The organism is Actinomadura kijaniata, assembly GCF_014138665.1.
GTDB classification, from domain to species: Bacteria; Actinomycetota; Actinomycetes; order Streptosporangiales; family Streptosporangiaceae; genus Spirillospora; species Spirillospora kijaniata.
Genome location: NZ_JACJIA010000007.1, coordinates 383394 through 396788 on the forward strand (window position 1 = coordinate 383394; position 13395 = coordinate 396788).

Annotated in this window: 12 protein-coding genes; 5 read left to right on the forward strand and 7 right to left on the reverse strand. The window is 74.1% G+C overall.

What is annotated here, in order from left to right; all coding sequences use genetic code 11:
* The first annotated feature begins 4 nt into the window (after nucleotides 1-4).
* Together HNR61_RS27035 and uvrB are read left to right on the forward strand one after the other, a co-directional pair.
* On the forward strand, nucleotides 5-1195 hold the full coding sequence (locus HNR61_RS27035; RefSeq protein WP_246443794.1) for a sensor histidine kinase: 1191 nt from the start codon (nucleotides 5-7) through the stop codon (nucleotides 1193-1195).
* 101 nt (nucleotides 1196-1296) lie between these two features.
* Entirely contained in the window at nucleotides 1297-3408 is a 2112-nt protein-coding gene (gene uvrB / locus HNR61_RS27040) for an excinuclease ABC subunit UvrB (RefSeq protein ID WP_182845982.1), read from the forward strand.
* A 211-nt stretch (nucleotides 3409-3619) separates the two neighbouring features.
* Here uvrB and aac(3) read toward each other — a convergent pair whose 3' ends face one another.
* From aac(3) to HNR61_RS27065, 5 genes are all read right to left on the reverse strand, one after another.
* Complete coding sequence (gene aac(3) / locus HNR61_RS27045) at nucleotides 3620-4471, reverse strand: aminoglycoside 3-N-acetyltransferase (protein ID WP_182845983.1); 852 nt, start codon at nucleotides 4469-4471, stop codon at nucleotides 3620-3622.
* A 410-nt stretch (nucleotides 4472-4881) separates the two neighbouring features.
* Complete coding sequence (locus tag HNR61_RS49405; protein ID WP_220509814.1) at nucleotides 4882-6330, reverse strand: FAD-dependent monooxygenase; 1449 nt, start codon at nucleotides 6328-6330, stop codon at nucleotides 4882-4884.
* 32 nt (nucleotides 6331-6362) lie between these two features.
* Nucleotides 6363-6980, reverse strand: a complete 618-nt coding sequence (locus tag HNR61_RS27055; protein WP_246443795.1) for a PadR family transcriptional regulator — start codon at nucleotides 6978-6980, stop codon at nucleotides 6363-6365.
* A 158-nt stretch (nucleotides 6981-7138) separates the two neighbouring features.
* On the reverse strand, nucleotides 7139-7681 hold the full coding sequence (locus tag HNR61_RS27060; protein WP_182845985.1) for a hypothetical protein: 543 nt from the start codon (nucleotides 7679-7681) through the stop codon (nucleotides 7139-7141).
* Between the two features lie 157 nt (nucleotides 7682-7838).
* Complete coding sequence (locus HNR61_RS27065) at nucleotides 7839-8528, reverse strand: alpha/beta fold hydrolase (protein ID WP_182845986.1); 690 nt, start codon at nucleotides 8526-8528, stop codon at nucleotides 7839-7841.
* Between the two features lie 164 nt (nucleotides 8529-8692).
* On the opposite strand from HNR61_RS27065, the gene HNR61_RS27070 reads away from it, so the two are divergent.
* A complete protein-coding gene (locus HNR61_RS27070) occupies nucleotides 8693-9952 on the forward strand; it encodes a carboxylesterase/lipase family protein (protein ID WP_182845987.1) in 1260 nt (419 codons plus the stop codon).
* 36 nt (nucleotides 9953-9988) lie between these two features.
* Complete coding sequence (locus tag HNR61_RS27075; protein ID WP_182845988.1) at nucleotides 9989-10495, forward strand: GNAT family N-acetyltransferase; 507 nt, start codon at nucleotides 9989-9991, stop codon at nucleotides 10493-10495.
* On the opposite strand, the gene HNR61_RS27080 is transcribed toward HNR61_RS27075, so the two are convergent.
* Nucleotides 10492-11076 (reverse strand): DUF4126 domain-containing protein, encoded by a 585-nt coding sequence (locus tag HNR61_RS27080; RefSeq protein WP_246443797.1) that lies wholly within the window; start codon nucleotides 11074-11076, stop codon nucleotides 10492-10494. The two genes, HNR61_RS27075 and HNR61_RS27080, sit on opposite strands and share 4 nt — an antisense overlap.
* 270 nt (nucleotides 11077-11346) lie before the next feature.
* Here HNR61_RS27080 and HNR61_RS27085 point away from each other — a divergent pair, with 270 nt between their 5' ends.
* The gene (locus HNR61_RS27085) at nucleotides 11347-12393 is read left to right on the forward strand and encodes an SGNH/GDSL hydrolase family protein (protein WP_182845990.1); all 1047 of its coding nucleotides are present in this window, start codon (nucleotides 11347-11349) and stop codon (nucleotides 12391-12393) included.
* On the opposite strand, the gene HNR61_RS27090 is transcribed toward HNR61_RS27085, so the two are convergent.
* On the reverse strand, nucleotides 12353-13342 hold the full coding sequence (locus HNR61_RS27090; RefSeq protein WP_182845991.1) for a helix-turn-helix transcriptional regulator: 990 nt from the start codon (nucleotides 13340-13342) through the stop codon (nucleotides 12353-12355). The genes HNR61_RS27085 and HNR61_RS27090 overlap by 41 nt on opposite strands.
* Nucleotides 13343-13395 lie beyond the last annotated feature (53 nt).

Here is a 13395-nt window from a genome sequence, read left to right on the forward strand (position 1 = left end):
CCCCATGGAACGCTACGCTCGGGTCATGCACCTGCCGGGCCGGTGGCCGAATCCCTGGTCGCGCTGGTGGGCGACCCGACGCTCCCGGGCCCTCGACATCGCGCTCGCGCTCGGGATGGCCGTCGGCGACGGCCTGCTCGGCTGGTTCGCCTACCAGGAGTTCTGGCTGCCCAGACCGGTGACCACCGCCGGCAACGTCGTGCTGGCCCTGGCGCTGGTGGCCCGCCGCCGCCACCCGGTCGCGCTGGCGGTGATCACGACGGCGGTGTCCACGGCCATGGGCAGCGGCGGGTTCTCGTTCCTGGTGGTGCTGTACTCGCTGGGCGCCTACGCCTCCCCCCGCGGCCTGGTGATCACCATCGCGGCCGCCGGCTACCTGCTGGGCCTGCTGATACCCGGCGCGACCGCCCCCCGGGACGTGTCGGCGCTGGCCAACGCGTCGTTCGGGCTGGGGTTCACGGCGCTGCCGGTGGTGCTCGGCCTCTACATGGGCGCCCGCAAGCAGCTGCTGGCCTCCCTCCAGGAACGCGCCGCCCGCCTGGAACGCGAGCAGCACCTGCTCGCCGAACGCGCCCGCGCCGAGGAGCGCACCCGCATCGCCCGCGAGATGCACGACGTGGTCGCCAACCGCGTCAGCGTGATCGTCGTGCACGCCGGGGCGCTGAAGGCGGTCGCCGCCCGCGACCCCCGCCGGGCCGCCGAGACCGCCGCGGTGATCGGCGACATGGGCCGCCAGGCCCTGGAGGAGCTGCGGCAGGTCATCGGCGTGCTGCGGCAGGGCGAGGAGGCGCTGCCGCAGTCCTCGCCCGCGGTGTCCGACATCCGGGGCCTGGTCGACCAGTCCGGCGCGGCGGGCCTGCGCGTGGAGCTGGACGTCACCGGCGAGGAACGCCCCATGCCCGCCGCCGTCGGCCGCACCGTGTACCGGCTGGTCCAGGAGGCGCTGACCAACGTGCACAAGCACGCCGGCGACGCCGACACCTGCGTGCGGCTGGACCTGCTGCCCGAGGCCGTCGAGGTCGAGGTCCGCAACCAGGCCCCGGCCGCGCCCGCCCGGCACAACCTGCCGAGCGGCGGCAACGGCCTGGTCGGGCTGCGCGAGCGGGTCACCGCGCTGGGCGGGGCGTTCGAGGCGGGGCCCACCGGCGACGGCGGCTACCGGCTGCACGCCCGCGTCCCGCTCCCGGCGTCCTGACCTCCGGGAACACCCGGATGCCGGAGACTGTCGTAGCCCGCGCATAAAGTGGGATGTCGCGGGCCCGATCGGGCCCGCGAGCGACCAGGGGAGAGGCGAGGATGCGGCCGATAGCGGACCTGCAGCGCACGGTGAGGCCGTTCGAGGTCGTCACGGAGATGACGCCGGCGGGCGACCAGCCGCAGGCGATCGCGGAGCTGACCGAGCGGATCTCGCGCGGGGACAAGGACGCGGTGCTGCTGGGCGCCACCGGCACCGGCAAGACCGCCACCGTCGCCTGGCTGGTCGAGAAGCTCCAGCGCCCGGTGCTGGTGATGCAGCCCAACAAGACCCTCGCCGCCCAGTTCGCCAACGAGCTGCGCGAGATGATGCCGAACAACGCCGTCGAGTACTTCGTCTCGTACTACGACTACTACCAGCCCGAGGCGTACATCCCGCAGACCGACACCTACATCGAGAAGGACTCCTCCATCAACGAGGAGGTCGACCGGCTGCGGCACTCGGCGACCAACTCGCTGCTGACCCGCCGCGACACCATCGTGGTCGCCTCGGTGTCGTGCATCTACGGTCTGGGCACCCCCGAGGAGTACGTCGAGCGCGCCGTCAAGCTGAAGGTCGGCGACGAGATCGAACGCGACGAGCTGCTGCGCAGCCTGGTCGGGATGCAGTACTCGCGCAACGACCTGGCGTTCACCCGGGGCACGTTCCGCGTGCGGGGCGACACCATCGAGATCATCCCGCAGTACGAGGAGCTCGCCGTCCGCATCGAGATGTTCGGCGACGAGATCGAGAAGCTGGCGACCCTGCACCCGCTCACCGGCGAGGTCCTGCGCGAGGACGACGAGGTGTTCGTCTTCCCCGCCTCCCACTACGTCGCCGGGCCCGAGCGCATGGAACGCGCGATCCGCGACATCGAGGCCGAGCTGGAGGCGCGCCTCGCCGAGATGGAGGGCCAGGGCAAGCTCCTGGAGGCCCAGCGGCTGCGCATGCGCACCACCTACGACATCGAGATGATGCGCCAGGTCGGCACCTGCTCCGGCATCGAGAACTACTCCCGCCACATCGACGGCCGCCCCGCCGGCAGCGCCCCCAACACCCTGCTGGACTTCTTCCCCGACGACTTCCTGCTGGTCATCGACGAGTCCCACCAGACCGTCCCGCAGATCGGCGCGATGTACGAGGGCGACGCCTCCCGCAAGCGGATGCTCGTCGACCACGGCTTCCGCCTGCCCTCGGCGATGGACAACCGCCCTCTCAAGTGGGAGGAGTTCCTGGGGCGGATCGGCCAGACCGTCTACCTGTCGGCGACGCCCGGCTCCTACGAGATGGGCCGCGTCCAGGGCGACGTCGTCGAGCAGGTCATCCGCCCCACCGGCCTCATCGACCCGGAGGTCGTCGTCAAGCCCACCAAGGGCCAGATCGACGACCTGGTCCACGAGATCCGGCTGCGCACCGAACGCGACGAACGCGTCCTGGTCACCACCCTCACCAAGAAGATGGCCGAGGACCTCACCGACTACCTGCTGGAGCTCGGCATCCAGGTCCGCTACCTGCACAGCGAGGTCGACACCCTGCGCCGCATCGAGCTGCTCCGCGAGCTGCGCGCCGGCGAGTTCGACGTCCTGGTCGGCATCAACCTGCTGCGCGAGGGCCTGGACCTGCCCGAGGTGTCGCTGGTGTCGATCCTGGACGCCGACAAGGAGGGCTTCCTGCGCTCGGAGACCTCCCTGATCCAGACGATCGGCCGCGCCGCCCGCAACGTGTCGGGCCAGGTCCACATGTACGCCGACAAGGTCACCCCGTCGATGGAACGCGCGATCGAGGAGACCAACCGCCGCCGCGCCAAGCAGCGGGCCTACAACGAGGAGCACGGCATCGAGCCGCAGGCCCTGCGCAAGAAGATCGCCGACATCCTCGACTCGCTGGTCCGCGAGGACGCCGACACCGAGACCCTGATCGGCGGCGCGGGCCGCCAGCAGTCCCGCGGCAAGGCCCCCGTCCCCGGCCTGGGCTCCCGCAAGGCCGGCCGGCACGCCGCCGACCTGGTCGGCGACCGCCCCCGCGAGGAGCTGGAGGGCCTGATCGAGCAGATGACCGAGCAGATGCACCAGGCCGCCACCGACCTGCAGTTCGAGCTGGCCGCCCGCCTCCGCGACGAGATCAAGGAACTCAAGCGCGAGCTCCGCGACATGAAGGAGGCCGGCGTCAGCTGAGCGGTGTCCGGGCGCCCCGGCCCGCGGCGTCCGCCCGGCGGCACGCGCCCCGACCGTGCCCGGACGAACGAGGCGCCGCTTCGTGATCCTCCCGGTGGGGCTCGTCTCCGGTGTCGCCCCACCGGCCGGTTCACGCGCTCGCGCGGCGGCTGAGGCCCCTGGGGAACCCGCTCTGGAACGCGGCACCCGGCGCGGACTCCAGGTCCGCCCGTCATGCCGTGCCCAACTTGTCCTCGATCCAGGCGGTGGCGAAGTCGACGACCGGCGCGGCCTCGAACAGGTGGCTCTCGGCGGCGCCGACCCTGCCGGTCCGGCCGATCCCCGCGGCGAGCATGTCCCGGGCGATCACCTCGAACGGGTCCAGGCCCTCGGGCACCACGGCGGAGTAGTCGAAGGCCCCGTTCTCCGAGTCGATGTCGTGGAAGCGGCGCCAGACCCGTCGGCCGTCCACCAGGATGGGCTGCTCGTACTCCACGAACCGCTTGCCGGGCGCCTCGGCGAGCGCCTCGGCATGGTGCAGCAGCGTCAGGGTGTCCAGCGGGGCGCCCAGCAGGAGGACCCGGCCGCCGCAGGCGACCAGCCGCGCCAGCGGGCTGCCGGGGCCGTGCGGGTCGTCCCAGGGATGGTCGGCCATCAGCTCGGCCGCCGCCGCCCCCAGCGCCGCGAAGCCGGCGTCCGGGTGCCTGCTGCGGACGGCCCCGGGGCGGCGGCGCAGCGCCTCGGGCAGGCGGCCGTTGTCGTGGTCGGCCTCGCTGAGGTCGGGGTCGTAGGCGGGGTGCTCCTCGCGCAGGGCGTCCTGCCAGGCCTGCGGCCAGGTCACGAAGTCGTACGGCGGCGCGTCGTTCCAGCCGCAGGTCACCATCAGGGTGCCCCGCGCCCCCACCACGTCGCGCAGGGCGTCGATGACGGTGTGCGGTCCGCCCGCGACGTAACCGAGGGCGGACATGCGGGTGTGGAACATGACGACGTCGCCGTCGCCGAGACCGAGCCCGGCCAGGTCATGGCCGATCCGGCTCCGGGTGACGGGACCGCCGGAAACGGCGAGCAGCTCGCTCTCATCCATGATCGTGAACCTATCCCCGCACCCCGGCTCCCCGGCAACCGTATTGTCGCCCTCCACACGGCGGCCTGAACGCCCCCGGCGGGAGGCGTCGCGGAGGACGCCCATGGCCGGGTGGACGCACCGCGCTCGTCGTGCCGCCGGTCCCGCCCGGCGCCGAGGACGGCCGGTGCCCGCTCCGCCGTCCACGGTCACGCCGCCGGGGCGGCCTTCGGAACGCCGCGACGCCTTGCCCGGAGCGGCCGGCAACGGGACGGCCGGCCGCTCCGCGTCCGGGCACGGGCCGGACCTCCGGGACCGTGCTTAGACGCCGAACCGGGTGGCTGGCCCCGCGTCCACGGTCACGCCGCCGGGGCGGGCTTTGGGAACGCCGCGATGTCTTGCCCGGTGCGGCCGGACCTCCGGGAACGTGCTCAGGCGCCGAACCAGGTGGCCAGCGCGGTGGTGAGGGTGTCGGCCGGTTGCGGGTCGGTCGTGGTGGAGACCCACACCGTGTGCCCGTCCGGGCGGATCAGCACCGCTTCGAGGTCGGGCCGCTCGGGGCAGTGGACGTGGTGGGCGTCCACCCGGTCCCGGGCGTTCTCGGGCAGGGCGCGGGCCCCCGTGGTGAGGAACACCGGGCGGGCGGGCCTGAGCAGCTCGGCGACGCTGGTGCGCTCGCCGCCGGCGACCAGCTTCAGGTTGGGCGCGAGCCTGCCCAGCCAGGGATGGTCGCCGGGGATCCCGGGGTCGTAGCGGGTGCTCACCCCGGTCGTCAGCTCGGCGAGGTACCTGCCGACCGGCGGCAGGCCCGCCAGTTCGCCGAGCAGCTCGCGGACGGGGTCGACGCCGGGGTCCCGCCTCCCCAGGAGCGCCTGCGCGCGCGTGGTGCGCAGCATCCGCGCCCCCGCCTCGTGCCGTTCCCGGTGGTAGCTGTCCAGCAGGCCGTCCGGCGCGTACCCGAGCCCGGTCGCCGCCAGCTTCCAGCCGAGGTTCACCGCGTCGGCCAACGCCACGTTGACGCCCACCGCGCCCGCGGGCGGGTGGATGTGCGCGGCGTCGCCCGCCAGCACGACGCGGCCCGCGACGTAACGGTCCGCCTGCCTGGCGGCGTCGGAGAACCGGGTGAGCCAGCGGGGATCGACCAGCTCCACCCGGCGGCCGAGCGTGTCGTCCAGCACCCGCTGGAAGTAGTCCAGCCGCACCGGCTCGTCGCGGTCGGCGGGCGGGACCGGCTCGTCGAGCACGATCCGCACGTAACCGGGGCGCGGGATCACGAACACCGTGCCGCGCTCGCCCTCGGTCGCCCCGAACGGCAGCGCGGAGGGGTCGGCCGTCCCCACGTCCGCGAGGAGGCCGAACGCGGTGGCGGGCGTGCCGGGGAAGCCGATCCCGGCGTGCTTGCGGACCAGGCTGCGGCTGCCGTCGCAGCCGGCGAGGTAGTCGACCCGGACGCGCTCGTGCCCGCCGCCGGTCCGCACGGTCACCTCGACCCCGTCGCCGTCCTGGTCGAAGCCGGTCACCTCGTGCCCCCAGGCGACCGTCACGCCCAGCTCGGACAGCCACTCCTCCAGCAGCTCCTCGACCCGGGTCTGGGCGATGCCGAGCGTGTAGGGGTGGTCGGTGTCCATCACGGACAGGTCCAGGGGACGGCTCGGGTCGGCGAACATGCCGTAGGGCACCGTCGGACCCTCGGCCAGGAAGCGGTCCACGACGCCGCGCCGGTCCAGCAGCTCCAGGCTGCGGGCGTTGAGGGTGAAGCCCCGGCAGTACGGCGAGCGCCGCGGCAGCCGGTCCACCACCGTGACCTCGGCCCCGGCGAGCACGAGTTCCGCCGCCAGCATCAGGCCGGCCGGCCCCGCCCCGGCCACCATGACCCTCATCGGACCTCCCGTGTTCCCCGCGTGCCGCGCCCTCATCGGGACTCCGCGGCGCGGACCCAGCCGGCGACGGCGTCCGGCCAGGCCAGCCGGCCGGCCTCGATGTCGGCGACGATCTCCTCCAGCCAGCCGAGCTCGGCCTCCTGCACGCGGACGGCGTACTCGGCCTCCACCACGAACAGGCGCGGGACCGCGCCGGACTCCAGTACCGCGCGGTGCTCCCGGCGGACCTCCTCCAGCGACGCCCGCACCCGCTCGGCCCGCTCCCGCAGCGCGGCCACGGCGCCCTCCGGCCCCAGCGCGCCGAGATAGCTGACCGCCGACAGGAACCGGGGGTACTCGTCGGCCGGACGCCGGATCAGCTCGTCCACCCAGCGCACGAACTCCCGCCGCCCCAGCGCGGTGTGCTGGTAGACGGTCCGCTCGGGCCGGGCCCCGACCCGGACCGTCTCGCGCGCCTCGATCCATCCGGCCCTCTCCAGCGCCCGCACCACGTCGTACAGGGAGCCGGTGGTCACCTTGAACGCCCGGTCCATGCCGCGTTCCCGCAGCGTGGCGGCCATGGCGTGGGGGTGCGCCGGTGACTCCAGCAGCAGGCCCAGCACCGCCAGCCCCAGCGGGTTGGAGACCTTGCGTCGACCGCTCTCGCTCAATTGTTCGCCTCCTATCAGTCGGATCCGAGTATTTGGTCATGGACCACCCTCTGTCAAACCGGACGGAGTGCCCCGCCGAGGGCCGGTCGCGGGCATGGGTAGGCCCCCGGCTCGCGGCCGGGGGCGTCGATCATTGACGGACGCGGGTCACGGAGGGATCAGCCGCAGCTCTTGCCCCAGACCTTGACCAGGGCCTGCGGCACCTGGCCGCAGAGGTTCCCGCCGGTGTCGCCCACGTACTCCCAGTCGGTGTCGGCGCCGCGGCGCCACACGTGCGGGCCGTCCTGGGTCGACAGGGCGTTGCCGCGAATGCTCATGTCGGCGACCGCATAGGTGAAGACGCCGTTCGCGGTGGTGACCCTGCCGAACAGGGTGTTCTTCGGGCCGACGACCATGTTCCGCTTGGCGTTGGGGTACTGCGAGGAGACCTTCTCGAAGTACAGGTCGGGCATGGCCAGCAGCGCCTCCTGGGTCACCGGGAGCTTGACGGCCTTGCCCGTGGCCTGCGGGGCCTGGGCACCCCCGGACGTCGGCTTCGCGGCCGGCTCGGAGGGGGCCGCCTCGGCGGAGGTCGAGGCGGGCGGGGGGGCGGAGGTCGCGCCGGACCCCTTGGTGTCGCCGGAGGAGCCGCACCCGCTGAGCAGCAGGACCGGCACGGCGATCGCGGCGGCGAGCGCCGCGGCGGAGGTGGAGGTTTTCATCACGGCATATGGGACGGCGCCACCGGGCGGGCGGTTGGTCCCGCGGCCGGGAAAAATGATCTTTGTTCGGCGCTGAATCAGTAACGATCATGAAACGTCCCGAACCGATCCTCCGCCGCGTCACTCGACCCCGCCCGGCGCGCGGGCCGGCGGCGGATCAGATCCAGCCCTCCAGGGACTCCAGGAAGCCCTCCAGGTCGTCGCGGTGGACGCAGTGGCCCGTGTCCGGGACCACGCGGACCTCGAAGCCCCGGCCCCGCAGGTCCTCGGCCAGCGCGGGGGAGACCAGCGGGCTCGGGTCGGCCGCCTGGACCAGGGACGGCACCACCGGCTCCGCCGGGACGCGGTCGCGGAGCGGCAGCCGCACGCCGTCGGCGTCGAAGGCGGCGAAGCCCCGCAGCTCGGCCTCGACGTCGGAGGCGGCCCAGCGCGGGTTCATCCGGCGGATGTCGGCGGCGGTCATCGACTTGCACGTGCGGGCGAAGTCCGCGATGCCGGAGGCCATCGGGTTGCCGGTCAGCTTCCAGGCCGGATCGCTGTAGACCGCGCGGGCCGGGCGCAGGTCGGCGACCGCCAGCGACAGCGCCAGGCCGCCCAGCGAGTGGCCGAGCGCCACCTCCGCGCCGGCCGGCAGGGACTCCACCAGGTCGGCCGCGAACTCCTCGGGGGTGTAGGAGTCGGCGTGCGGGCTCTCCCCGTGGCCCCGCAGGTCCGGGGCCAGCACCCGGTAGCCGAGCGCGGTGAGCCGCGGAACGACCCGGTGCCAGGTGCCCGCCGAGGACATCCCGCCGTGGACCAGCACCGCCAGCCTGTCGCCGGAACCGAACCCATGCACCTTCAGCCGCATGGAGAACCTCCTTGTTTATACGTATAAGTGTATCCGGCGTCCCAGACTCCGCCGCGCGCCGCCAGAGGCGGAACGCGCCCGGACGGCGGCCCCCGCCGCGGCCCGCCGGGGAGGGCGTCGTAACCTGCCCTTGGACACCCGCCTTCCCCGAAGGAGGCCGTCAGGTGATCGTTGAAACCGCGTACGGCGAGGTCGAGGGCGCCGGCGGGGCGTTCCTCGGGATCCCGTTCGCCCGCGCGCCCCGGTTCCGCCCGCCGCTGCCGCCCGAGCCGTGGACCGGCGTCCGCCCCGCCCGCGAGTACGGGCCCGCCGTGCCGCAGCTCTACGAGGAGGAGCTGGGCACGATGCTCGGGCTCCCGGCGTTCCCCACCGACGAGCGCGGCTGCCTCAACCTCAACGTCTGGACCCCCTCGGCCGAGGGCGCGCGGCCGGTGATGGTGTGGCTGCCCGGCGGCGCGTTCCGCAGCGGCGCGGGCCGCGACCCGGTGTACGACGGCCGCCGCCTGGCGGTCCGCAACGACGTCGTGGTCGTCACCGTCAACTACCGCGTCGGCCCGCTCGGCTTCCTCTACCTGGACGAGGAGTCCGCCAACGTCGGGCTGCTCGACCAGGTCGCCGCGCTGGAGTGGGTCCGCGACAACATCGCCGGGTTCGGCGGCGACCCCGGCGACGTGACGGTGTTCGGGCAGTCGGCCGGGGCGATGAGCATCGCGACGATGCTGGCCATGCCCGCCGCGCGCGGGCTGTTCCACAAGGCGATCATGCAGAGCGGCGGCGGGGAGTTCGCGCTGGCCCGCGAGCGGGCCGAGGCGGTGGCGGCCGAGTTCGGGAAGACGCTCGGCGCCCTGTCCCCGTGGGACGCGCCGGTGGAGGAGCTGCTGCGCGCCCAGGAGGAGGTCGGCGCGGCGATGCTGGCACGCGGTGAGGGCCACGGCCTGCCGTGCCTCCCGGTCGTCGACGGAACGGTCCTGCCGGTGCTCCCCCTGGAGGCGGCGCGGGCCGGAACGGTCCCCGAACTCCCGGTCATCGTCGGCGCCAACGACGACGAGGGCCGCCTGTTCACGATGGGGAGCCCGGACGCCGACGCCGTCGCCGCCCACATCGCCGAGACGATGTTCGCCGGGCCCGCCCGGCGGCTGGCCGAGGCCCTCGCCGGACGGGGCCGCCGCGTGTGGCACTACCGCTTCGCCTGGCGGTCCACCGCGTTCGGGGGAGCGCTGGGCGCGGCGCACTCCATGGAAGTGCCGTTCGTGTTCGACAACCTCGACGCCCCCGGCGTGACGGCGCTCACCGGCCCGAACCCGCCGCAGGGACTCGCCGACCGGATGTCGGGGACCTGGGCGGCGTTCGCCCGCGACGGCGCGCCCCCCGAGCCCTGGGAGCCGTTCACCGGCCCCGGCGGCCCCGTCGCGACGTTTAACTGATCGCCTAGGCTGGGGGAGCGGCCTACCATCGGCGCCATGCGCCCCGACGCCGAGGTCCGCTCCGCCCGCCCCGCCGACCTTCCGCTGCTGCCCCCGATCGAGGCGGCCGCCGACGCGGTGTTCCGGGAGCTGGACATCGTGTTCCCGCCCGGCCCGACCGTGATCGAGGAGGTGATCGCCCGGACCGGCGACGAGGTCGTGGTGGCGGGCGATCCGCCGGTCGGCTACGCCGCGACCAGGCCCCTGGACGGCGGGGTCTACCTGGTGCAGATCGCCGTGCACCCCGGCCACGCGCGCCGGGGGGTCGGCACCCGCATCCTGGGCGAGGTCGTGGAGCGCGCGGCCCGTGCGGGCGCGGCGGACGTGAGCCTGCTGACCTTCCGCGACGTGCCGTGGAACGGCCCCTGGTACGCCAGGCACGGCTTCGTCGAGCTGACCGGGGACGACCTGCCGCCGGGGCTGCGCGCCCAGTGGGACGCCGAGGTCGCCGCGGGCCTGCACGACCTCGGCCCGCGCGTGGCGATGCGGCGTCCCCTGCGCTAGGCGGCCGCGTTCCTGCGGCGTCTGCGGCGCCTGCGATGGGCGTACCTGACCAGGCGCAACGCCACGTACGCGAACATCAGCAGCGCGATCAGCGCCACGACCGGCGCGAGGATCGCCAGCACGCTCATCCCCAGCGACACGCCGTCCTCGACGGTGCTGACGACGGGCGCGCCGGCGCCGAGCGTCCCGGCGTTCACCGCGGGCCGGACCGACGCCTTGCCCAGGTGGACCAGCAGCGCCACCACGACGCCCGCCACCCAGCCGATCCAGGCGTGCTGCTGGAAGAACGAGGAGCTCTCCAGCCGCCCGGCGGCGTCGGTCGCGGCGAACACCGCCCCGCCGGACGCGGGGCGCACGAGCGTCTGCACCATGTCGTTGACGCTGTCCACCGCCGGGATCTTGTCGAGGACGACCTCGGCGGCCAGCAGCACCGCCAGCAGCGCGAGCACCCACCCGTTGGTGAGCCAGCCGAACTCGGCGGGCAGCGTCACCGTGTCGGTGAGGCGGTCCAGGACCCCGACGACGAGCAGCGGGATGTAGGCGTTCAGACCGGCCGCGGCCGACAGCCCGAGCCCGGTCAAACCAGCCAGCATGGTGCGGAAGCCCCCCACGGATACGGTGTCACTGCTGGGACGTAACGTTCCCCGGCCACGTTCCCCCGGCACCTCGAACACGCGATGACCTGCGAAAAGCTCCGGCATGAACGGAGATGTAGGGCAGATCACCCGCAGGGGCGGGCGCGGCGGCGCTTAGGGTGGCTCCGGGCGTTCCACTTAAAAATCTACAGCGTAAAGGTGGAACTCCGGAAGGGCCGCGGGCGTCTGGTCGATCGTGGGGAGGAACGGGACGCGATGACGGGGAAGTGGCCGGCACGGGTGCGCGGGCGGCTCGGGGAGCGGGGAGCGCCGCTGCTGGTGCTGGTCGGCCTGCTGGCGTTGATGGTCGTCCCGCTGACGGTGATGCCCGCCGCCCGGTGCGCGGTGTTCGACAGCGGCTGCCACCGCCCGTCCGCGCGGGCGCACGCCGACCCCCCGTCCCGCCCCGTCCGCCCGCTGACGCCCGTCGAGGCCGCCACCGGCGGGGCCTACGTCGCGCTCGGCGACTCCTACTCCTCCGGGGTCGGTGCCGAGGACGGCCTCGCCGACCGCAACCCGCTGGGATGCCACCGCACCTCCAGGGCGTACTACCACGCGGTCGCGAAGGCGTTCCCGTTCGCCAAGGGCGCCGGGTTCTGGGCCTGCTCGGGCGCGACGACCGCCGACGTGCGCCGCGGCAAGTCCGGCGAGCCGCCCCAGCTGGACCGGCTCGGCCCCGACACGTCCCTGGTCACCATCAGCGTCGGCGGCAACGACGTCGGCTTCTCCAGGGTGCTGGCGGGCTGCGTGGTGAAGCTGCCCTGGAGCGGGTCGTGCGCGGAGCAGGGCGCGGGCATCGCGCCCCGGCTGGCGGCGCTGCGGCAGAGCCTGCCCGCCCTGCTGGACGAGATCACCCGGCGGGCGCCGCGCGCCCGGGTGGTCGTGCTGGGGTACCCGCGGGCGTTCTCCGAGGTGAACGGCGCGATGGGCGACAACATCACGGTCGAGGACCAGCGGTGGCTGAACGCCCGCGCCCGCGAGCTGAACGAGCTGATCCGGCAGGCGGTCGTGGAGGCCGACGACCGGCTGGTGACGGCGAGGGCGGCGGGCAGCGTGGAGTTCGTGGACGCCTACAGCGCGTTCGCCGGTCACGAGGCGGGCAGCGCCGACCCGTACATGAACGGGCTGGGGGTGAACCTGTCGGCGCTGGCGGCCGAGAAGAGCAGCTTCCACCCGACGGCGAAGGGCCACGAGGCGCTGGCGGCCCTGTTCGTGGAGCAGGTCAGGAAGGGGCCGGGCCGCCCGCTGAACCAGTACCGCTGAGGGCGCGCAGGCAGCGGCCGGCCTGGGCGCGGAGCGCGTCGGCGAGTTCGGGCGGCCCGCTGACCAGGGTGAAGTCGGCGTCCACCGAGGTGATCATCCAGACGAGCTCGGCGGGGGTCTCGGCGCCCACGTGCAGCAGGCAGCCGTGCCCGTCCACGGCCTCCAGGGCGCCCATGCCGGGCCAGACGCGGTCGGCGACGGCGTCGGCGGGCTCGTGCAGCCGGACGGTGGCGCGGCAGGGCCAGGCCTGTTCCGAGAGCTGCCGGGCCACGTAGCGCGTCACGTCCCCGCCGGGCGGCTCGCGGGGCGCGAAGCGGGGGCCGTTCGGCGTGCGGGGGCGCAGCCGGTCCACCCGGAACGTGCGCCAGTCGGCGCGGGCGACGTCCCAGGCGACCAGGTACCAGTGGCGGTTGAAGTTCACCAGGGTGTGCGGCTCGGCCTCGCGGGGCGAGGTCCCGCCGCGCCGGGCGGTGTAGTCGAACCGCAGCCGTTCGCGCCGCCGGCACGCCTCGGCGATCGTCATCAGGGTGTCGGCGTCCACCCGCGGGGCCGGTGGGGCGCCGGTCCGGACGGTCGCGGTGTGCAGGGTGTTCACCCGGTGCCGCAGCCGGGGCGGCAGCACCTGTTCCAGCTTGGTGAGCGCCCGCAGCGACATCTCCTCGATCCCGGCGACCGATCCGCCCGCCGCCGTGCGCAGCCCGAGGACCACCGCGACGGCCTCGTCGTCGTCCAGCAGCAGCGGCGGCAGCGACGCCCCCGCCCCCAGGCGGTATCCGGCGGTGCCGCGCGTCGCCTCCACCGGGTACCCCAGCTCGCGCAGCCGGTCCACGTCCCGGCGGACGGTGCGGGTGGTGACGCCGAGGCGGCCGGCGAGCTCGGCGCCGGTCCACTCGCGGCGGGTCTGCAACAGCGACAGGAGTTTGAGCAGCCGCGCGGAGGTGTCCCACATGGCTTCCAGAATGCCGCACGCTTAGGAACGGTGCTGTCCTAACCGATTCCTAG

Coding starts and splice junctions, on each gene's coding strand:
- HNR61_RS27035 (WP_246443794.1), top strand. CDS start 5: ATGGAACGCTACGCTCGGGTCATGCACCTGCCGGGCCGGTGGCCGAAT.
- uvrB (WP_182845982.1), top strand. CDS start 1,297: ATGCGGCCGATAGCGGACCTGCAGCGCACGGTGAGGCCGTTCGAGGTC.
- HNR61_RS49405 (WP_220509814.1), bottom strand. CDS start 6,330: ATGAGGGTCATGGTGGCCGGGGCGGGGCCGGCCGGCCTGATGCTGGCG.
- HNR61_RS27060 (WP_182845985.1), bottom strand. CDS start 7,681: ATGAAAACCTCCACCTCCGCCGCGGCGCTCGCCGCCGCGATCGCCGTG.
- HNR61_RS27065 (WP_182845986.1), bottom strand. CDS start 8,528: ATGCGGCTGAAGGTGCATGGGTTCGGTTCCGGCGACAGGCTGGCGGTG.
- HNR61_RS27075 (WP_182845988.1), top strand. CDS start 9,989: ATGCGCCCCGACGCCGAGGTCCGCTCCGCCCGCCCCGCCGACCTTCCG.
- HNR61_RS27085 (WP_182845990.1), top strand. CDS start 11,347: ATGACGGGGAAGTGGCCGGCACGGGTGCGCGGGCGGCTCGGGGAGCGG.
- HNR61_RS27090 (WP_182845991.1), bottom strand. CDS start 13,342: ATGTGGGACACCTCCGCGCGGCTGCTCAAACTCCTGTCGCTGTTGCAG.